Below are 18,779 nucleotides of genomic sequence, written 5' to 3' on the forward strand. Positions count from 1 at the left end.
AGAACGAAAGGCCATCATGCCCAGCACCACACCACGCACCGTCGACTTCGTCGTGGTCGGGACCGGTTCCGCCGGTGCCGTCGTCGCGAATCGACTCAGCGCCGACCCCCGCAACGAGGTCCTTGTCCTCGAAGCGGGAACCAAGGACTCCGACAAGTTCATCCATATCCCGGCGGCCTTCTCGAAGCTCTTCGGCGGCGCGTCCGACTGGGACTACTCCACCGAGCCGCAGCCGGAACTCGGCGGGCGTCGAGTCTTCTACCCGCGTGGCAAGACCCTCGGCGGGTCGTCGTCGATGAACGCCATGATGTGGGTGCGCGGATTCGCCGCCGACTACGACGAATGGGCCGAGCACGCCGGCGACGACTGGTCGTTCGACTCCCTCGTCGAGCACTTCCGGCGAATCGAGAATGTCGCCGGCGCCACCGAGAACGACGAAGGCACGACCGGGCCGCTGCAGGTGTCGCATCAGCGTTCGCCGCGCTCATTGACGCGCGCCTTCCTCGATGCGGCCGCCGAGTGCGGCCATGCCGTCGAGCGGGCGAATCTGCCAGAGCCCAAGGGCTTCTCACAGACGATGGTCACCCAGCACAAGGGCTCGCGGTTCAGCACCGCCGACGCGTACTTGCGCCCCGCCCTCAACCGCAAGAACCTGCACCTCATCACGGAGGCGACCGCCACCAAGGTGCTGTTCGAGGGCACCCGCGCGGTCGGTGTCGAATACTCTCGCGCGGGACGATCGCTGACCGTCCACGCGCGGCGCGAGGTGGTGCTGTGCGGTGGGGCGGTCAACACCCCGCAGCTGCTGATGCTCTCGGGTGTGGGACACGGCGAGGAACTCGCCACCCACGGAATCCGCACCGTCGCAAACAATTCCGGCGTCGGGCGCAACCTGCTCGATCACCTGCTCGCCCCGATCGGCTGGGATGTCGAATCCGGTTCTCTCGCCGACGCGGAGAGTCCCCTCGAGCTCGCGAAGTACCTGCTGCGACGTCGCGGGATGCTCACATCGAACGTCGGCGAGGCCTATGGCTTCATCCGCAGCCGCGATGATCTGCGACTGCCGGACCTCGAGCTGATCTTCGCCCCGGTGGCCTTCTACAACGAAGGCCTCGGCGAGCCATATCCACACCACGCCGTCGCCATGGGGCCGATCCTGGTCAAACCGGAGAGCACCGGAACGATCACGCTGCGCTCGGCGGACCCGACCGCGAAGCCGCTCATCGACCCGCGCTACCTCAGCGATTCCGACGGCGTCGACCGGGCTGCCATGATGGCGGGTCTGCGGGCCACCGTCGAGATCGCGCAGGCGCCGTCGCTGCGCGGGCGTCTCGGTGTGGTGTCACAACCACGCACAAACTCCCGCGTGCCCGATGAGGACACGCTCGCCGAGGTGCTGAACCGTCACTCGCACACGCTGTATCACCCGGCGGGCACGTGCCGGATGGGCAACGATCCCGACAGCGTCGTCACCCCGACACTCGCAGTGCGTGGCGTCGCGGGCCTGCGCGTCGCCGACGCCTCGGTCATGCCCACGATCATTCGAGGGCATACGCACGCCCCGTCGGTGCTCATCGGCGAGAAGGCCGCGGACCTGATCCTCGCCGATCGCTGAATCGACGAGCATCGCTTCTCGCCGGCCGGTCCCTGGGGAACCGTCCTGGTCGGAAGAGTTGCCGGATCAGCGCGCCGCGCAACCCAACCCCGGTCCCTGAGGAACGAGGCCAGCCGAGTGTCACGAAGGGCCCTTCGTGACGCATCCTCGCAGGCTCGGAGGCTCCTCAGGGACCGGGGGTGGGTTGGGCACGGTGGACCGCTCAGGGACCGGGGGTGGGTTGGGCACGGTGGACCGCTCAGGGACCGGGGGTGGGTAGGGCGCGGTGGACCGCTCAGGGACCGGGGGTGGGTAGGGCGCGGTGGACCGCTCAGGGACCGGGGGTGGGTAGGGCGCGGTGGACCGCTCAGGGACCGGGGGTGGGTAGGCACGGTGGGCCGGCCCTGAGACCGGGGGTGAGGACTCTTTCTGTCCCACAACGGCGTTGAGAGACCCCCACGCTCGTCACCTGTTCACGTACCGGTCCCGTACGTCGATGATGGCCGCGCGTCGCTCGGATATCAGCAGGTCCGGCGCACCGAGGTCCATCACGCCGTACAGCCCGTGAGGGTTGACGCCGTTGGCCCGCAACATGGGCTCGGCGCGTTGGGAGACGCTGCCTTTGACACCGAATGACGCCAACAACTCCTGCACGGACAGACCCGAGTCGTACTGTCCGACGGTCCTGTTGGCGCGACAGATCACCCAGGCGACGGCTGCCGCACCCCTGGCGGGCGACGCCTTGCGGCGGAAGATCTCCGGGTCACCGGCCGCCGCTCGGCTGAGGAAACGTCTCATCGCCGTGCGGTGTTCGACATCGAGAAGCTCGTCGGCGCAGGCATCGCAGGCAGCGAGCACCTCCCGGACCGCGGGCACGACGTCATCGGGAATACCGGCCCATTCGAACGATTCGTCGGGGAGAGGTGCGTCGTCGAGGTCCATCAAGGTCAGGCGGTCGCCGACCGAACGGTCGAGGAACTCGAGCATGGACCCGCCCGTGGTTGACTCGGCCCCGTCCTCGACGTCCACATGGGTGTCCATCAGTCCGGCCAACAACGCCTGCGGTCCCTGCGGCCGTGCCGACCGGATGACCCGCTGATAGTCGGGCTCGAAGTCGTCGACAGCGTCCAGCGCGGCCTCGGTCAGCGACGCCACGATCCCCTCGTGATCGTGGGCATAGCGGATGAAGGCACGCAACAGGTTCGGTAGTTTGGCGAGGTATACGGGCTCGGCGACGATCTTGCGGGGGAACCAGTCGGCCAGCAGCAGCTCGACGGTGACGCTGCTCCAACGGAACGGGTCCCCGTTCGCGTAGTCCGTACCGAACCACAACAGGTTGTCCATCAACCCGCGCTCGTCCTCGCGGTCCACCGGCTGGCCGAACGGCGAGGCGAAGAAGTCCGCCGCGATCGCCGCCCGCTCCTCGTCGGACCACTCCTTGCGGCGTGGCACCACTCCATCCGGCGGCAGCATCCGCAGCATCCACTCGACGAGTGGGCGGCATATCGGCCACGTCTCGGATTCGAGCGGGGGAAGCATCCGTGCCCCGTGATCGATCGCGTCCTCCATCACCGCCCGTGCGGTGGCCGCGTCCGTGGTCTTCAGGGTCTGTGTTCTGTCGCCGATCAGGTCGGCGAGCTTGTTCGACAACTCCGCCAAGGAGTCGGGGACGACAAAGGCATCCTTGACGACCGTTCCGAGATTGTGATCGACGTACACCAGCGCCGACAGGGTATGCCCCGACGGCAGCGAGACACCGAGCAGATAGTCGTCGCCGTCGGCCAATATGTGGGTCAAGAACCACACGTCGGGCTCGAGCCGGGCCCGATCGAGCCCGGTCAGCCAGTCCGGCATCGGGTGCCGGCGGGTGGCCAGTTCACGGCCGATCCGGGCAGCGAGCAGCTCGTCGGTCGTCAGGGCCCGGATGACCATCAGCGCCGCGGTCGTCTCGGCGTACGGCGTGCCGATGAACGACTCCACGACATCGACCAACGCCGGGATCTCTTCGTCGCGAGCGAACGGGTTGCGGCTACGCCGGTCGGTGGCCGCGATGAGCGCTCCGACGGTCATGAGCAGGTCTAACGGCTCATCGGACCGCAGTGCCGGACGCAGTTGCTGAAACAGCGCCTGATCCTCCGGACTCGCCTCCGGTCTCGCGGGGCGTGGCCTCACGGGATGCCGTTGGGGCTTTCGCTTGTCTCGACCCTTCTTTTTCTTTGCCACAGTCAGAGCCTAACGAGGACGGGATCACCCGACCGGCCGACCGACCGGGTGCCCCGACGTCACCGTGCGCTCCACCCACCGTCCATCGGATAGGACGACCCGGTCACCATCGACGCCTCGTCCGAGGCCAGCCACCCCACCAGGGACCCGACCTCATGCGGGCGGACCAGCCGCTTGATCGCGCTCTCGGTCAGCATGATCTTCTCGACCACCTCGTCGGTGTCCATCCCGTGCACCCGCGCCTGGTCGGCGATCTGCTTGGTCACCAGCTCGGTCTCGACATAGCCCGGGTTCACACAATTGCTGGTGACGCCGCGAGACGCACCCTCGAGCGCCACCGTCTTCGACAATCCTTCGAGGGCATGCTTCGCCGCGACGTAGGCCGACTTGTAGGCCGACGCGCGCAGACCGTGCACCGACGAGATGTTCACGATCCGCCCGTGCCCCCGTTCGTACATCCGTGGCAACGCGGCACGGATCAGCAGGAACGGCGCCTCGACCATCAACCGCTGCATCCGCCGGAACGTCTCGGGGTCCAGCTCCTCGATCGGTGCCACGGACTGGATCCCGGCGTTGTTGACCAGGATGTCGATGTCGAGATCGAGTGAGTCCAGTTCGGCGGTCTCACACAGATCGACCTGCCAGGCGGTGCCACCGATGTCGGCGGCCACCTGCTTGGCACCGACGTCGTCGATGTCGGCGACGACCACCTGGGCTCCGCGTGCCGCCAGAGCGCGGGCACACGCCTCGCCGATGCCGGCGGCGGCCCCGGTCACCAGGGCCCGGCGTCCCTCCATACCGGTCGCGGTCATGCCGGCACCTTCACTCCGCGCGCCGCGACATCGACGTGCGCAGCGGCGTCCGCGGCATCGATCGTCTCCAACGCGATGCCCTTGGTCTCCCGGGCGGCGATCACGGCGACGATCGTGATGGCGGATGCCACGGCGAGGTAGATGGCGATCGGCACCGACGAGTCGAACCGACTCAGCAGTGACGCAGCAATGATCGGCGCCAGCGATCCGGCCACAATGGACGTCACCTGGTACCCCAGGGACACACCGGAGTAGCGCATGCGGGTCGGGAACATCTCCGCCATGATCGCCGGCTGCGGGGCGTACATGAAGGCGTGGAAGATCAGGCCCAGGATGATGGCGAACATGATGACGCCGTAGTGGCCGGTGTGCATGAGCGGGAAGGCGAAGAAGCCCCAGGTGGCGGTCAGAACCGCTCCGATCAGGTAGACCGGGCGGCGACCGACCCGGTCGGCGAGACGGCCCACGAGGGGAATCGTCGCGAAGTGCACGGCGTGTGCCGCGAGCATCCACCACAGGATGTCCGCGGTGGGAGCGTGCACCACGACCTTGAGATAGGTGATCGAGAAGGTGACGACGAGGTAGTACATGATGTTCTCGGCGAACCGGAGGCCCATGGCGGTGAAGACGCCTCGCGGGTAGCGCTTGAGCACCTCCACCGCACTGAACGACGAGGTCTTGATCTCCTCTGCTTCACGCTGCGCCGCAACGAAGATGGGCGCGTCGGTGACCTTGGTCCGCACGTAGTATCCGACCAGCACGATGACCGCCGACAGCCAGAACGCGACACGCCAGCCCCAGCCCAGGAACGCCTGGTCGGAGAGCGTGGTCGTCAGGACCAGCAGCACGATCGTGGCGACGAGGTTGCCGGCCGGCACTCCTGCCTGCGGCCACGACGACCAGAACGCCCGAGAGCGGTTGGGGCTGTGCTCGGCGACCAGCAGCACCGCACCTCCCCATTCACCGCCGACCGCGAATCCCTGGATGAACCGCAGGGCGACGAGCAGCGCGGGCGCCCAATAGCCGACCTGACCGAACGTCGGCAGGCAGCCCATCAGGAACGTCGCGGCGCCCACCATGATCAGACTGAGCTGCAGGAGCTTCTTGCGGCCGTACTTGTCACCGAAGTGTCCGAAGACCACACCGCCGAGGGGCCGCGCGATGAAACCGACCGCGTAGGTCACGAAGGCCGCGATGATCGCGTCGAGCTCGTTCCCTCCGGCCGGGAAGAACACCTTGCTGAACACCAGCGTTGCGGCGGTCCCGTACAGGAAGAACTCGTACCACTCGACGACTGTGCCGGCCATCGACGCGGCGACGATCCGGCGAAGTCCCGATGGTTTGGCGTCGCCCGGTGTGGGCGGGCTTGTGCTCGTTGCACCGTGCATGGTGTCTCCTCACGATCTGCGTGTGATGCGGGTCACGTACTCGGTCGAGTATCGATAACCAAAAGTGCGCACGCAATAACCGAAAGGGCGGATCACATCTGCAAGAATGCAGATATGCCCGTTGACAAGCTCAGTTCCGACGACTTGCTCGTCTTGCTCGCGGTCGGCCGGAGTGGCCGTTTCACCACCGCGGCCGATCTGCTCGACCTGAACCACACGACCGTGGCCCGTCGGATCGAAGCCCTCGAACGCGCGATCGGTGGCCGGGTCCTGTCCCGCGGCAGCGCCGGATGGGAGCTCACCGATCGGGGGCGACGGGCGTTCGCCGCGGCCGAGCAGGTGGAGGGCGCGGTGCGTCGGCTCGAGACCGACATCGACGGTTCGCCGACCCTGAGTGGCGTCGTGCGGATGTCGGCGACCGACGGTTTCTCTGCCTATCTGGCGGCCCCTGCGGTGGTGGCGGTGCGTCGTCGACATCCGGGCGTGAACGTCGAGATCGTGACGGCGACGCGTCTCGCCTCTCAGCACCGCACCGGCCTCGACATCGAGATCGTCGTCGGCGAGCCCCATGTCCATCGCGCCGAGGCGATCCGACTCGCCGACTATCGGCTCGGCCTGTACGCCTCGGCGAGGTATCTCGCCGAGAACCCGGCACCGCAGACTCCCGAGGACCTGACGGCGCACCCGTTGATCTACTTCGTCGACGCGATGCTGCAGGTCGACGACCTCGACCTCGCCCGTACCCTGGTGCCGCAGATGGCCGAATCGGTGACGTCGACCAACGTGTTCGTCCATGTGGAGGCCACTCGGGCGCACGCCGGCATCGGTCTACTCCCCTGCTACATGGCCGACCGCCACGACGACCTGGTGCGTGTCCTGCCCACCGTCGGAGCGCAATTGACGTACTGGCTGGTGGCCCGCACCGAGTCGTTCCGGCGGCCCGAGGTGGCCGCGGTCGTCGATGCCATCCGCGCTGTGGTGGATGTGCGGCGTCCGGAATTGATGGGCGAGGGCCCCGCCCCGGAACCGCCCGCCGCCCCGCGCACATGACATCGCGGCACGCCGTCAGCCGACCGCGACCGGAAGGAATCCTCGGTGAACACCGCGCCCGCCGGTGACGCCGGGTGGTTAGCTGGGCGCTGACCGGTCTCGACCGATCGGAAGGCGGTGTCATCGTGACCCGGACAGCCGTTGCGTCGCGGTGGGCCGACGCGGACCACCCGTTTGTCTTCGAGATCAACACGTGGCCATGGCTGCGGGAGCTCAGCGTGACGGCCGGACAGCCCGTCGACCTCGGATCCGTCCCCGACGAGCAGTGGGACACCATCGCCGACAACGGTTTCGACGCCGTGTGGCTCATGGGGGTGTGGCAGCGCAGCCCGGCCGGTGTGGCGATCGCACTGCAAAACGCCGATCTGGTCGCCGATTTCGAGGTGGCACTGCCCGACTTCACCCCTGACGATGTCGTCGGGTCGCCGTATTGCATCCGCGACTACCGAGTGGACGCAGCGCTCGGCGGTCCGGCCGGCCTCGCGGCGGCGCGGGCGGCCCTGGCAAAGCGGGGTGTCGGGCTGCTACTCGATTTCGTGCCCAATCACGTTGCTCCCGATCATCCCTGGACCACGGCACATCCGGAGTTGTTCGTGCACGGCAGTGTCGAGGATCTGCGCAGCGATCCATCCTCCTTTGTCGAGGTCGCGGGCACGATCCTGGCCAACGGCCGCGACCCACACTTTGCGGCATGGCCGGATGTCGTTCAGCTCGATGCATTCGCGCCGGCGCTGCGGTCCGCCGCCATCGACGTGCTGCGCACGATCGCCGACCAGTGCGATGGGGTGCGCTGCGATATGGCGATGTTGATGATGAACGACACCTTCGCACGCACTTGGGGGTCGCGGGTCGGCGACCGGCCCACCGACGACTACTGGCCGACCGTCATCCCCGCGGTCCGAGAAACCCACCCCGGGTTCACGTTCATCGCCGAAGCGTACTGGGACCTCGAACGGCAGCTACAGCAGCAGGGGTTCGACTTCTGCTACGACAAACGTCTCTACGACCACCTTCGTCACGGCGACGGTGAGGCGGTACTGCAGCACGTGCGCGCCGACACCGACTACCAGAACAAGCTGCTGCGATTCGTCGAGAACCACGACGAACCGCGCGCAGCCGAGGTGTTCGGGCGGGCACAGCTCAAGGCCGTGACGGTCACGACCCTGACCCAGACCGGGGCACGCCTGGTCCACGACGGCCAGATCGAGGGTCGCCGGGTGCGGCTACCGGTCTTCCTGGGCCGGTTCCCGGACGAACCGGTCGACCGGGACCTCGCAGACTTCCATCGGTCTCTGCTCGCGGCAGTGCGCGACAGGACGTTCCGTACCGGCAGCTGGCAGCTCTGCGATCGGTCCGGCCGACCCGGCAACGCCACAGTCGGCAACCTCGTCGCGTGGTGCTGGACCGGCGAACACCGGTGGCTGATCGTGGTCAATCTCGGTGACGAGGTGGCCGGCGGCCACGTGAAGTTCCCCTGGAAAGACGCGCCGGGAAGCAGGTTTCGCCTCGCCGACGCCACCGGCGGCATCACGCTCGAGCTCAGTGACGCGGTGGACGGGTTCCCCGTCGAACTCGAGCCGTGGCACTGGCACTTCTTCCGCGTCGAGGCCGACCGGTAGTACGCGTGAATGCGGGCCGCGGTCGTCAGCGACCGGTGAATACCGGTCGGCGCTTGTCGAGGAAGGCGCCCGCAGCTTCGCGAGCGTCGTCGGAATGGAAGCAGCGCACCATCCGGTCGGTTTCGTCGAGCAGATACTCGCTCAGGGGCGCGGTGGCGGACTGGAGCAGATTCTGCTTCATCGCCTGCAGCGCCAGCGGCGCCGAGGATGCCAGCCGGTGTGCGAGCTCGCCGGCTCGCTCGTGCAGCACATCAGCGGACACCACAGTTGAGACCAGCCCCAGATCGTGCGCCTGGGCCGCAGTCAACTTACTCGGCGTGAGAAACAGTTCACGGGCGCGGGCACCACCGATCAGATTGCTGATCAACCAGACACCCCCGAGATCACCCGACAGCCCCGCGGTGACGAACGCGGTGTTGAATACTGCGCGCTCGGACGCGATCCGGAAGTCGGCGGCCGCAGCGAGCGACAGGCCGGCGCCGGCACACGCGCCGTCGATCGCCGCGACCGTGATCTGCGGTAGACGGTGGAAGGCGAGCAGGGTGTTGCCCACCTGCCGCATCCGGGCCGTGTCCGCCTCGACCGAATCGCGGCGCAGCGTCCTGGACTCTAGCGGCGCGGACAGATCACCACCGACGCTGAAGTCCTGACCCTGCCCGGCGAGGATCACCACCCTGAGGTCCGGCGACCTGGAGACCTTGTCGACGACCTCGCGCAGTTCATCGAGAACGGCCCAGGAGACCGCGTTACGCCGACCGGGGTTGTCGAGCAGCACGGTCGCGATCGCCCCGTCGATGGTGAGCTGCGTATGACCGGTCAATGGTCCTCCTCGGATTGTTCTGACGCCCGCGTGAACTGGCACACAACAATTCAATTGAGAGAGATCGACCGCGTCAAAGACACGATCCCACCTGGAGGGTTTGCCATCGCCTATCGATGTGGGTGTTCGGACTCGACACGCCAGTGAGACGAGAAAACCCCCGAACGATGTCGGGGGTTTGACGTGGCCAGGGCCGGGATCGAACCGGCGACCTTCCGCTTTTCAGGCGGACGCTCGTACCAACTGAGCTACCTGGCCGGACGGCACCCTAACCGAATGCCAATCGCAATAAATTGCGACCCTGACGGGACTCGAACCCGCGACCTCCGCCGTGACAGGGCGGCGCGCTAACCAACTGCGCCACAGGGCCATGTTCTGTTGTGTGCTCCCCCCGGTCCGCAGGGGGCCGGGCAAGCGTACCCCCTACGGGATTCGAACCCGCGCTACCGCCTTGAAAGGGCGGCGTCCTAGGCCGCTAGACGAAGGGGGCCGGTTCTCCGTTGGGAGCCGACTTAGCTTAGGACACTCCTCGAACAATTCACAAATCAGGTGGTCGGAGCCGGTTTTGGTGGCTCTGGCGCCCACCTTGAACACCGGATGTTCAGACACGTGACTCGCGCCCACCCTTCGCTGACAACGATCCGTCGTTCATGATAAGCAAGAGCAATGGGGGAACAGCTTGTCGTCCGTCCGGCCGATCCGAGCGATCATCGAACGGTGGCGACACCGTTCGACGAGGACGCCATCCGGCGATTTGTCGCACGCCACCTGCTGGCGATGCCGATCGAGGATCTCGACGCCGACGACGCGCCGTTCGTCGACGGACACCGACCCGCCGGCGCCGCCTACATCGCTCCCTCGGGCATCCGGGTCGACGTCGGGCCCGGCGCGATCGTCTTCCACGAAGGCGGCAGCGCTGCCGAACAGACCATCTTCGCGGCGCTCAACGAAGTCGGCGGGATCGCGGTCGACGCGGACCATGCCCTGGCGATCAGTTGCGACCCGTCGTGGCTCGATGCCGGCGCCAGCCCGGCGAACACCCTGGTCGTGGTCTCGACCATCACGGAGTTGCGAGAGGCGATGCGGATGGGCGCCAACCGATCCGGCATCGTCGACGGCCGCACGTGATGCCCACCGAGGTCGAGCGTGCGCCGCGAGTGCAGTGCGCGGCAGGCCCCTGCCGCAGCGATCCCCGGGACCTGTAAACTCATCGACGCCCTGCTCGCAGGGCACGGCCCCTATAGCTCAGTTGGTAGAGCTACGGACTTTTAATCCGCAGGTCCCAGGTTCGAGCCCTGGTGGGGGCACCATGAATCGCCTGGTCACGGGCGGAACACGCGCAACCGCGTGGCGCGACTCACGATGGAGGTAGCGCACCCGCCCTGGCGATCGACATCGTCGCGGGCGCCGTCAGCGAGTTGTGATCACGCCGACCACGCGCACCGCAACAACCGATTCGGGTGGCGTTGCGTCGACATCCGGCAACCCTTTCCGAGTATCCACGAAACCACCCGTCTCGCCGCCCCCGATCGCGCGGCGTCCCGACGAGTCAAACAGCCAGTACCACAGTAATTTTCAGTGTTCTGCCGTCCTGCGCCCACGAGGGCAGCAGACCCCCCCCCGATCAGCGGAAGGCCACGCCGGGCCTGAGCCCCACCTTCTTGAAGATCAGGGCGGCCGGACAGAATCCGGTGAAGGCCGACTGGATCAGGTTGAGGCCGACGAACACCGTCAGCACCAGCCACCAGTTCGAGACGAGGACAGCCAGCACTACCGAGATCAGCACGATGGTCCCGGCCATGGTCAACACAGCACGATCGATGGTCACAAACATTCCTTCCGATGACTTCGTGGACAGAATACCCCCGGGGGTATTCTGTCCACCAATCGGGGTATGTGTCGGTCTGCCTGAGAAGCGGCCGACAGGCAGTGCGATCGAGGGTACGAAAACCGCGGAATCGCCGACCGTGAGCGTTAGCCTGAGGGCACGATTTCTGGGTCGAACCCACGGAGAGCACATGAGCGGCGGCATCGGATTCCGCGACGCGCTGAGCGCCGAGTTCACACGCATCCGACAGCACCCGGGTGACACCATCGCCGTCGTCGTCAGCAACGGACTGCTGATGACCTTCGTCTGGTTTGCCTTGCCGCGCAGTTGGTTCTTCCACTTCACCGGACCCTCGGGATATGCGGTCGCGTTGTCCTGCTGGATGTACGCCGACGTCACCGCGACGAATGTCCTGGCGGCAGACAGTGATCGCGTGCTGACGTTTCTCGACGACCCCGACACGCTGCGCACCGTCCTGCGCGCCAAGGAAACCGCCCTCTGGCTGATCATCGCGCCCGTGTGTGTGGTGGCAGCGGTGGTGTGCGGCTTCTTCGAAAACGACTGGCGGTACACGGCGGTCGTCATACTCGCGGTGACTGTGGTGCCGATCGGCGCGCTCGCGGTGAGCGGAGTACTCGGAGTGCTGTTCCCGTACCACCAGCGACCGCTGCGCTGGCGCTGGCGTGAGCGGTCCCGATTCCGACCGGTGATCCTGCGATGGTCGGTGCTGACGGTGATGCCGTTCCTGGTGTATCCCGCGTCGGCCATAGCCATCCTGGCGATTCCGCTCGGCATCTGGTGGCTGATCACCGACATCGACGGCAGTCAGCGGCTACCGACGTCCGATGCCGCGGTGTGTGCGCTGATGGCCATGGCGATCAGCGGGGTGTGCTGGTGGTGGGCGCACCGGTTCGCGGTGACCTGGGCGGCGCGACACTCGGACGCCCTCCGTGACTATCTGTCTGACCGGGAGCGTGGGTGAGAAGCACGGAGGTGGCTCGTTTCATGGTCGTCGGTCCGAGGCCGGCTTCACCTCAGTGATGGGTACAGATCTGGAACTATCCAGCGCCTGAGGATCGGGCGAGTATCAGGAGGCAACCACAACTCGCAAAGGAACCCATCGTGACCACGACTGATTACACCGCCACCATCGCCAACGCAGTGGACAAACTCAACGCCGGGAACGTGCAGGGCTATGTGACCTCTCTGTACGCGCCCGACTGCCGGTTCCATGGGTTTCCCGACGCCTTCGCCCCTACCCGCGACGGCATTGCCGAGTTCTTCCGTACCCTCATCGAAGCGGTACCGGATGCGCGGATCACGGCGACCGACGTCCTCACAGATGGAGATCGTGTCGCGCTCCGATTCACTCTCACCGGTACCCACCGCGGGGAACTGTTCGGCGCCGCCGGAACCGGCCGTCCGCTCGCCGTGGAGGGCATCACCATCGTGCGCTTCGTCGACGGGCTGATCGCCGAGCGATGGAACCGACTCGATGACATGAGTCTGCTCGCCCAACTCGGCGCGCTCCCGGCCGCGGCGAGCGCCTGATGTCTCTTCTCGACGCCGAGCGGGGCGACGAAACGAGCACGACCGAGGCGAACAAGGCGCTGATCCGGCGACTGTTCCACGACATCGATGCGCTGAGTCCCACCCTGCACACGGACTATTTCGACCCGAACTACGTGGACCACACACCGCTTCCCATTCCCGGACTCGCGGCCGGCATCGACGGGGCCCGACAGGTCTACGAGGTCAACCAGTCGGCGTTCTCCGCACCATCACACGTCATCGAGGGCCAGATCGCCGAAGGCGACCTCGTGGCCACCTGGCTCACCGCCGGTGGCCGCCACACCGGCGAACTACTGGGCATACCGGCCACCGGCAAGGATGTGTCGATGCGCGGTGTCACCATCTTCGAAGTCGTCGACGGGAAGATCGTCAGCCGTTGGGGCATCAGCGACCTGCTCAATCTGTTCGTCCAGATGGGAGCCGTCCCGCCGCCCGGCGTCCACTGACCGACGGTGCCGAGGGTGACAGGCGCCTGTCGCTCCCCCATTTCGTTCTCGCTCCTTCGATCGAGGGAGCGGGAACGTAATCGGGGAGCGAGAATCCATCCGTGGCTACGCGCCGGCTTCTGAGGTGGCCGGCATCCGATCGGCGCCCCAGCTGCGTTCGATGTAGCCGACCACATCGGCGACGTCGGCGGCCGGGACCTCCTCGGGTGCACCGTCCTCGAGCGGGTCGGCGTGGAAGATGTACAGCCGGGAGGCGAACTGCTCGAACGGCAACGACCCCTCGCCCGGCCGCTCGCCGTTGCCGGCGGTGCCGACGACGACACCGTCGCCCCAGTCCTGGCCGCTGTCGTTGTTCGGGTTGAAGAAGTACACGCGGACGACCCCGTTCGGGTCGTCGGTCACGCGCAGGATCGTGATCGCGTGCCAGCCGACATAACGGGCCGCGCTGTCGGTGAAGGCGATCCCGGCCGGCTGGGGGTGGATGAGCGGTTGGCCGCCGTTGTAGGCGGGGTGATACGCCGCATAGAACTGGCGGATGAAGTCGTCGAGGTCGATCAGGTTACCGGTCTCGACGTCGACGTTGATCCGGAATCCCCGGGCCGACCACCAGCCGTGGAACTCGGGGTTCACCCAGCGATGCGGGTCACCGGGCCGTCCCGCGCAGCGGCGGACCATCTCCGCATAGATCCGGTCGAGATGCGGGACGACCAGCAACGACACCGGATCGAGGTCGATGGGGTCGGTGGCGGCGACCCCGCCCACACTGTCGGCCGATGAGATGGCCTGCCCCTCGAAATGGGCGACGACCTCATCGTCGCGGGCCGCCCACGCCACGACCTGCAGAAGGTAGTCGGGATCGTTGTAGGCCCACATGGACAGCGCTCGGGCTGCCTGGCACGTCGGGTTGTCGCCCTGTCCGACCCCGAGTGGCTGGCCCAACATGGACAGCAGGCCACCCAACAACAGCGCGGCGGGATCGACGTCCGGGCCGAACGCGGCATGCATACGCTCACTCACCCGCGGTGTGAGGGTGAGTCCCGCCTGTCGCCACAGCGACGGGACCACCGGCGGCTGATGCAGGATCCCGCGATCCAACAGCAGCGCGAGGCCGTACAGACACTGCGGCGAGTGCGGATGGACCGCCCGCATGATCAACTCGTGCACGAGCTCCGGGTAGCGCAGCAGGCAGTTGCGGCCCACGTCCGACACCCCCAGCGCCTCGGGCAGCAGGTACATGTTGTCGTCGACCAGGAAGCGCACCAGCGCAGCGTGATACGCCGAGACCAGTCCGGTGTCGTGCATCGCGCGGGCGAAGCCACGGGCCTCGAACTCCAGCCCCTCGGCGTCCATCGCGGCCACCCGGGACAGATACACGTCGACGCCGGGGTCCTCTCGACACGCCTCGGTCGGGCCGAACAGGGCGCTGGTCAGGCGATCGAGTCCCTGACCCGCGGACCCGAGGTCCACCGACGGGTCGTTGCGCTGGATCGCGATCCGCGTGACCATCGCGGTCACGTGGTCCACCTGGATGGGACGCTGCCGAAGTATCCGCCAGAGTTCCTCGACGAGTTCGTCGAGCACGCTGTCGTAGCCGATCTGATCGACGATGTAGCCGAACACGTCTCGAGTCATGTGCGCGGTGCGGCCCTGTCGCACACGGTCGGCTTCCGACGGCGCGGCGAGCAGCACCTCCAAGTTCATCGCGAGGATCTGGGAGAGAAACCGACGGGCATCCTCGGCGGTCACGTCGTCGCGACTGTGCTCCCCCATGGCGATCGCCAGCATCCGCAACTCACTGGTCACCTCGAGGACCACGGTGTCGGCGTGATCGCTGCGCAAGCTCGGCCCGGCGAGGCCGGGCACCAGGATGGCCGGGTGATCCCAGTCCGACCCCGCGAACACGCCCGCCGCCTCCAGCGCGCCGGCACGATCGCGGATCGCCGCCGCCCCGCCGTCCTGCGTCAGCACACGGCGCAGCGAGTCCAGGACCCGACGCAGCTTGCCCGGCTTGGCATAGTCCGGCGCATCCCGGATCGCCGCGACCGCGTGATCGAGCTGTTCGATCCGGGATGCGAGCGCCCGGCCGGGATCGGGGGCGTCCAAAGTGGCCACGAAAACCTCTGCTGTCCTCGAGGTCCGCGCGGCGCCGTCCTGTGGCCCAACGCGAACCGTCATACGTAAAAGTCGAGCTCTTCCTGCTGCTTGAGGAGATCACGCATCCGGTACGGGTCCTCGCCGAAGAAGTAGAGCAGACCCCAGTGCGTGCCGAAAGCCGTGCGTTTGGTGACGGTCTCCTCCAGCGGCTCGGAGAGATCGTTGGTCTCGTAGTAGTCGTCGTCGGCGGTGACCTCGGGGATCTCCAGATTGGACACCACGCGGCGACGCGGGTACACCCCGAAACACCCGGCGATACCGTTCGCGTCGACCACCTCACGCGGGAAGAACGCGTCGATCTCCTCCTCGGTGGTCTTGGGGTCGAACGAGAGCACCAGCGCCTGATAGGCATTGAAGCCGTAGGCACGTTCGAGCAGCTCGAACACCTTGAAACCCGGTGGCCGGTAAGCGACTTCGCCGAAGTACATCTCGCCGTCGTTGGTGACGAAGTACTCCGGATGCACGAATCCGAAGTCGATGTCGAACGTCTTGATCAGCTTCTCGATCTGCGCGGTGATCTGTGGCCGGTACTTCTCGAGCTCGGGCGTGGCCGGTACGAAGACCGAGTACCCCAAGGTCACATACTCCGAGATGTTGAGGAACTTGATCTTTCCGTTGTGAATCCATGCCTCGACCGCGAATTCCCAACCATCGAGATGTGATTCCATCAGCACCGGGAATTCTTCGTCCGGGATCGAGTCGACCTCGTCGGGAGTTCGGATGACGCGATGACCCAGGCAGCCGGCCTTGTCGAAGGCCTTGAGGTGGATCGGGTCGTTCGGATCCCCGTCGAGTTTGAGCAACGTCTGGTTCACGCGGCGCAGAAAGCGGATCACGTCCTCGCGATCGTGCGCCTCCTCGAAGATGCCGACCCGGATGCCACCGAGCTGCGCGCGACGCTTCATCAGCGCCTTGTCGCGCAACAGCATTGCCTGACCGAAGAGTCGAGGCTTGTTCATCAGGACCGAGTTGATGGCACCGGCCCATTCGACGGTCTCCTCGAACAGCGGGATCGCGACGTCGACGCCCATGTCCTGCAGCGTCTCGGCGATCTCCAGCGACCGGTCGTTGAGTCTTTCGAAATTCCATGACACATAAGGGATGTCATGCTCAGCGCAGTACTCCTCGGCCCAATCGGGCGCCACCACGACGTAGCGGCGGTCGAATCTGTCGACGGCCTCGATGGCCCCCAGACTCCAGCCGAGCAGTGCCACATAGCCCTTGGTCGGATCCTTCTCTCTCTTTGCCTCGATCGTCGCGGGCTGCGACATACATGTCCTTTCGCTCAGGATCTTGCGCGGTCATGTGGACTCGATTCAACCGTACAGATGTGCCAATCGCATCGCGCCCGCCGTCTGCACCCAAACCGGACAAACTTCGCAAATGTAACGACTCGATTGCATCGGTGGCCAACGCCGCCGCGAACGACGATGCTGAGAAACAGTCGACGGTACTCCCGATCACACGCGATCCGACCAGCAACGAAACCGAACCCACGATGGAGCCGTCGAGAATTGGAGACGGCGAAAAGTGGATACTCTCGCACGTAAACTCGGCCTTCGGACGAATCCGCACATCTTCTTCTGGTCAGCCGGCCTGACGATCTCCTTGCTCGTCCTGTTCCTGATCTTCCAGGACTGGGTGGGCGATGCGTTCGGCAACGGGCGTGAATGGATCGTCACGAATCTGGGATGGTTCTTCATCCTCGGTGTGACCGTCTGGTTGATATTCCTCATCTGTGTGGCGTTGAGCAAGTACGGCCGGCTGCGCCTGGGCGACGACGGGGACAAACCCGCGTATTCGAATCTCTCCTGGTTCGCCATGCTCTTCGCCGGAGGGATCGGCACCGTACTCATGTTCTGGGGTGTCGCAGAGCCGATCTCACACTTCTCGAATCCCCCGTTCGAGGGCGTCGCGCCGTACAGCCCCGAGGCGGCCGAGGATGCGATGAACATTTCGCTCTATCACCTCAGCCTGCACACCTGGGCCATCTTCACCCTGCCCGGACTCGCCTTCGGCTTCTTCATCTACCGATACAAATTGCCGATGCGCGTCTCGTCGGTGTTCTACCCGGTCCTCAAAGAGCGCATCCACGGGCCGATCGGCAAGGCCATCGACGTCGCTGCGGTACTGGGAACGGTCTTCGGCCTCGCGGTGTCCCTCGGCCTGGGTACCTCGCAGATCAACGCCGGGCTCAGCGAACTCATCGGACTGCCCGACTCGGTCTGGGCGAAGGTCATCATCATCACCACCCTCACCGTCGTCGCGACCTCGTCGATCGTCGTCGGGTTGGAGAAGGGCGTGAAACGCCTGTCCAACATCAACATCCTGATGGCGGTCGGCCTGATGCTGTTCGTGTTGGTCTTCTCCGACACCGTCTTCCTGCTACGACAGGTGATCGAGAGTCTCGGCTCCTACGCCGCCGAGATCGTCCCGCTGGCGTTCTGGAACGACGCGATGGCCGACTTCACCAAGGAGGGCGGCTGGGGCTGGCAGGGCGGCTGGACGGTCTTCTATTGGGCATGGACCGTCACGTGGGCACCATTCATGGGCGTATTCCTCGCCCGCATCTCCCGGGGCCGCACCATCCGGCAGTTCGTCGGCGGTGTGCTCGTCGCCCCGTCGCTGTTCACCCTGGTGTGGTTCGTCATCTTCGGATGGTCGGCCATGGAGATCGACGGCATCGGCGGCGATGGCGGACCGATCTCGGCGGCAGTGGCCGACAGTGTGCCATTGGCGATGTTCGAGTTCTTCGCGAACTTCCCGCTCACGACGCTGATCCAGGGCATCGCCGTGGTCGTGGTGGCGCTGTTCTTCGCCACCTCGTCGGATTCGGCGTCGCTGGTCGTCGACATGTTGTGCTCGGGCGATGCCGAGGCGGGACCGGTCCGGCAACGAGTGTTCTGGGGACTGACCGAGGGAGCGGTCGCCGCGACCCTGATCGTGGTCGGTGGCGAGGCCGGACTCAGCGCACTGCAGGAGGTCATCACCGTCGTCGGGCTGCCGATCTTCATCCTCGTCAGTCTGATGATCGTCACCTTGTTCATGGGTCTGCGTGCCGAGAAGCACAAGGTGACACCGATGACGCACGCGCACTTCCTGGACATGTACAAGGATCAGCTCAAACCCGACGGAGCCGCTTCACCGCCGCCTCCGTCGGACGCCTCCGAACCCAGCACCTCGGTGGACATCGGGTCCGAGGCGAGACCGACCGCCGACACCTCCTGACGGGCCATCGGCCTGCGCGGATCGGCCCGCCCCACGCCGGTCCCG

15 protein-coding genes and 4 tRNA genes are annotated in these 18,779 nt (G+C 66.2%); 9 read left to right on the top strand and 10 right to left on the bottom strand.

Annotated features, from left to right (window positions below):
- Window positions 1-16: 16 nt before the first annotated feature.
- Complete coding sequence (locus AC4AMJ_RS17915) at window positions 17-1,615, top strand: GMC family oxidoreductase (protein WP_489913679.1); 1,599 nt, start codon at window positions 17-19, stop codon at window positions 1,613-1,615.
- Between the two features lie 444 nt (window positions 1,616-2,059).
- Here the strand turns inward: AC4AMJ_RS17915 and AC4AMJ_RS17920 are convergent, their stop codons facing one another.
- The 3 genes from AC4AMJ_RS17920 to AC4AMJ_RS17930 form a co-directional block, all read right to left on the bottom strand.
- A complete protein-coding gene (locus AC4AMJ_RS17920) occupies window positions 2,060-3,664 on the bottom strand; it encodes a hypothetical protein (RefSeq protein ID WP_489913681.1) in 1,605 nt (534 codons plus the stop codon).
- Window positions 3,665-3,876: 212 nt separating this feature from the next.
- On the bottom strand, window positions 3,877-4,629 hold the full coding sequence (locus tag AC4AMJ_RS17925; protein ID WP_489899680.1) for a 3-hydroxybutyrate dehydrogenase: 753 nt from the start codon (window positions 4,627-4,629) through the stop codon (window positions 3,877-3,879).
- The gene (locus AC4AMJ_RS17930) at window positions 4,626-6,017 is read right to left on the bottom strand and encodes an MFS transporter (RefSeq protein ID WP_489899679.1); all 1,392 of its coding nucleotides are present in this window, start codon (window positions 6,015-6,017) and stop codon (window positions 4,626-4,628) included. Before AC4AMJ_RS17930 ends, AC4AMJ_RS17925 begins: the two co-directional genes overlap by 4 nt.
- Window positions 6,018-6,131: 114 nt before the next feature.
- On the opposite strand from AC4AMJ_RS17930, the gene AC4AMJ_RS17935 reads away from it, so the two are divergent.
- Entirely contained in the window at window positions 6,132-7,067 is a 936-nt protein-coding gene (locus AC4AMJ_RS17935) for a LysR family transcriptional regulator (RefSeq protein ID WP_489913683.1), read from the top strand.
- 125 nt (window positions 7,068-7,192) lie between these two features.
- Window positions 7,193-8,686: an alpha-amylase gene (locus AC4AMJ_RS17940; protein ID WP_489913685.1), complete on the top strand. Its 1,494-nt coding sequence runs from the start codon at window positions 7,193-7,195 to the stop codon at window positions 8,684-8,686.
- A 25-nt stretch (window positions 8,687-8,711) separates the two neighbouring features.
- Here AC4AMJ_RS17940 and AC4AMJ_RS17945 read toward each other — a convergent pair whose 3' ends face one another.
- The 4 genes from AC4AMJ_RS17945 to AC4AMJ_RS17960 form a co-directional block, all read right to left on the bottom strand.
- A complete protein-coding gene (locus AC4AMJ_RS17945; protein ID WP_489913687.1) occupies window positions 8,712-9,506 on the bottom strand; it encodes an enoyl-CoA hydratase/isomerase family protein in 795 nt (264 codons plus the stop codon).
- A gap of 184 nt (window positions 9,507-9,690) precedes the next feature.
- Window positions 9,691-9,764, bottom strand: a tRNA-Phe gene (locus tag AC4AMJ_RS17950).
- A gap of 38 nt (window positions 9,765-9,802) precedes the next feature.
- Window positions 9,803-9,876 (bottom strand) — tRNA-Asp (locus tag AC4AMJ_RS17955).
- A gap of 47 nt (window positions 9,877-9,923) precedes the next feature.
- Window positions 9,924-9,996, bottom strand: a tRNA-Glu gene (locus tag AC4AMJ_RS17960).
- 227 nt (window positions 9,997-10,223) lie between these two features.
- On the opposite strand from AC4AMJ_RS17960, the gene AC4AMJ_RS17965 reads away from it, so the two are divergent.
- Complete coding sequence (locus AC4AMJ_RS17965) at window positions 10,224-10,634, top strand: hypothetical protein (protein ID WP_489899675.1); 411 nt, start codon at window positions 10,224-10,226, stop codon at window positions 10,632-10,634.
- 106 nt (window positions 10,635-10,740) lie between these two features.
- Window positions 10,741-10,816 (top strand) — tRNA-Lys (locus tag AC4AMJ_RS17970).
- A gap of 314 nt (window positions 10,817-11,130) precedes the next feature.
- Here the strand turns inward: AC4AMJ_RS17970 and AC4AMJ_RS17975 are convergent.
- Window positions 11,131-11,334: a YgaP family membrane protein gene (locus AC4AMJ_RS17975; RefSeq protein ID WP_489913689.1), complete on the bottom strand. Its 204-nt coding sequence runs from the start codon at window positions 11,332-11,334 to the stop codon at window positions 11,131-11,133.
- 190 nt (window positions 11,335-11,524) lie between these two features.
- On the opposite strand from AC4AMJ_RS17975, the gene AC4AMJ_RS17980 reads away from it, so the two are divergent.
- The 3 genes from AC4AMJ_RS17980 (at window position 11,525) to AC4AMJ_RS17990 (ending at window position 13,352) form a co-directional block, all read left to right on the top strand.
- Window positions 11,525-12,316 (top strand): hypothetical protein, encoded by a 792-nt coding sequence (locus AC4AMJ_RS17980; RefSeq protein ID WP_489913691.1) that lies wholly within the window; start codon window positions 11,525-11,527, stop codon window positions 12,314-12,316.
- Window positions 12,317-12,456: 140 nt separating this feature from the next.
- On the top strand, window positions 12,457-12,885 hold the full coding sequence (locus AC4AMJ_RS17985; RefSeq protein ID WP_489899672.1) for an ester cyclase: 429 nt from the start codon (window positions 12,457-12,459) through the stop codon (window positions 12,883-12,885).
- Complete coding sequence (locus tag AC4AMJ_RS17990; protein ID WP_489913693.1) at window positions 12,885-13,352, top strand: ester cyclase; 468 nt, start codon at window positions 12,885-12,887, stop codon at window positions 13,350-13,352. The genes AC4AMJ_RS17985 and AC4AMJ_RS17990 overlap by 1 nt, the downstream gene beginning before the upstream one ends.
- Before the next feature lie 105 nt (window positions 13,353-13,457).
- Here AC4AMJ_RS17990 and AC4AMJ_RS17995 read toward each other — a convergent pair whose 3' ends face one another.
- Both AC4AMJ_RS17995 and AC4AMJ_RS18000 read right to left on the bottom strand, forming a co-directional pair.
- Entirely contained in the window at window positions 13,458-15,464 is a 2,007-nt protein-coding gene (locus AC4AMJ_RS17995) for a hypothetical protein (RefSeq protein WP_489913695.1), read from the bottom strand.
- A 59-nt stretch (window positions 15,465-15,523) separates the two neighbouring features.
- Window positions 15,524-16,777: an ATP-grasp domain-containing protein gene (locus AC4AMJ_RS18000; protein ID WP_489899669.1), complete on the bottom strand. Its 1,254-nt coding sequence runs from the start codon at window positions 16,775-16,777 to the stop codon at window positions 15,524-15,526.
- A gap of 259 nt (window positions 16,778-17,036) precedes the next feature.
- On the opposite strand from AC4AMJ_RS18000, the gene AC4AMJ_RS18005 reads away from it, so the two are divergent.
- Window positions 17,037-18,734 carry a BCCT family transporter gene (locus AC4AMJ_RS18005; RefSeq protein ID WP_489899668.1) on the top strand — a complete coding sequence of 566 codons (1,698 nt, stop codon included), beginning with the start codon at window positions 17,037-17,039 and terminating at the stop codon, window positions 18,732-18,734.
- Window positions 18,735-18,779 lie beyond the last annotated feature (45 nt).

The sequence above is a fragment of the Gordonia sp. LMA484 genome (assembly GCF_058129505.1).

Bases quoted from the DNA above. Each gene is read 5' to 3' on its own strand.
- AC4AMJ_RS17915 (WP_489913679.1), top strand. From the start codon at position 17: ATGCCCAGCACCACACCACGCACCGTCGACTTCGTCGTGGTCGGGACC.
- AC4AMJ_RS17920 (WP_489913681.1), bottom strand. From the start codon at position 3,664: ATGACCGTCGGAGCGCTCATCGCGGCCACCGACCGGCGTAGCCGCAAC.
- AC4AMJ_RS17925 (WP_489899680.1), bottom strand. From the start codon at position 4,629: ATGACCGCGACCGGTATGGAGGGACGCCGGGCCCTGGTGACCGGGGCC.
- AC4AMJ_RS17930 (WP_489899679.1), bottom strand. From the start codon at position 6,017: ATGCACGGTGCAACGAGCACAAGCCCGCCCACACCGGGCGACGCCAAA.
- AC4AMJ_RS17935 (WP_489913683.1), top strand. From the start codon at position 6,132: ATGCCCGTTGACAAGCTCAGTTCCGACGACTTGCTCGTCTTGCTCGCG.
- AC4AMJ_RS17980 (WP_489913691.1), top strand. From the start codon at position 11,525: ATGAGCGGCGGCATCGGATTCCGCGACGCGCTGAGCGCCGAGTTCACA.
- AC4AMJ_RS17990 (WP_489913693.1), top strand. From the start codon at position 12,885: ATGTCTCTTCTCGACGCCGAGCGGGGCGACGAAACGAGCACGACCGAG.
- AC4AMJ_RS18000 (WP_489899669.1), bottom strand. From the start codon at position 16,777: ATGTCGCAGCCCGCGACGATCGAGGCAAAGAGAGAGAAGGATCCGACC.